Origin of the sequence: Bacillus manliponensis, assembly GCF_000712595.1 — a bacterium.
GTDB lineage: Bacteria > Bacillota > Bacilli > Bacillales > Bacillaceae_G > Bacillus_A > Bacillus_A manliponensis.
In genome coordinates, this window is the sequence record NZ_JOTN01000076.1 from 1 (window position 1) to 742 (window position 742).

The window sequence follows — 742 nt, forward strand, 5'->3', positions numbered from 1 at the left end:
AGAAAATCTTTGGTCAAACAGAGGAGAATGGTGTTTATTTTTCTAGTATAAACGATGTAACAATGGAATTAGCACTTGGATTCCGTGCGAAATTGTCTACAGGCGGTTATCGTTACTACTGGTTCTTAAAAGGAAAATCAGAACTTTTACCAATCGAAGGTAAAACGGCTGAAGGGAAGGTAACACCACAAACTTCTAAGCTCAAAATGAAATTCATGCCTTTGCAATTTAACGGACGTTGGAAAGGTGAAGCTGAAGATGGGGGTACATTCACAAAAGGAGCAAACTGGTTTAAACAGGTTGTATATCAGGAATCAGTTCTTACAACACCAACTCCTTAATAATTAATAAATCATTTAAGAGAGGTTCAATGTGGACCTCTCTTTTTCATGTTCAAAAACGAAGGGAGATTATCAAATGGAAACTTTAACTCTTGTATTAAAAATGGATGGAGAAGATAAACGTTTTGTTTCACCAAACTTTATTTCCGGTAAGTTGTTCCGACAAGCCGCTGCAATCGCAGAGGATTATGACAGTGGTAAACCTGAAATTCTTGATTTAGATAATCAGATACAATTTGTTTGCGATGCATACGGTAACCAGTTCGACTTTTCGGAATTCGAAGATGGGGTTGACTCTCGAAGGATGATGAAAACAATTTATGCAGTAGTGAATTATGTTATTGGAAATATTGAGCAAGCCAGCCGATTGCTTGCAGCAGAAAATGAAGAAGACGGAAGTG

Annotated in this window: 2 protein-coding genes; both read left to right on the top strand. The window is 37.3% G+C overall.

Annotated features, from left to right (window positions below; all coding sequences use genetic code 11):
• Positions 1-341 (top strand): major tail protein (locus BAMA_RS23280; protein ID WP_034644430.1); only part of this gene is annotated, 341 nt, incomplete at its 5' end.
• Positions 342-417: 76 nt separating this feature from the next.
• The coding region (gpG, locus tag BAMA_RS23285; protein ID WP_034644432.1) for a phage tail assembly chaperone G at positions 418-742 on the top strand (325 nt) is incomplete at its 3' end.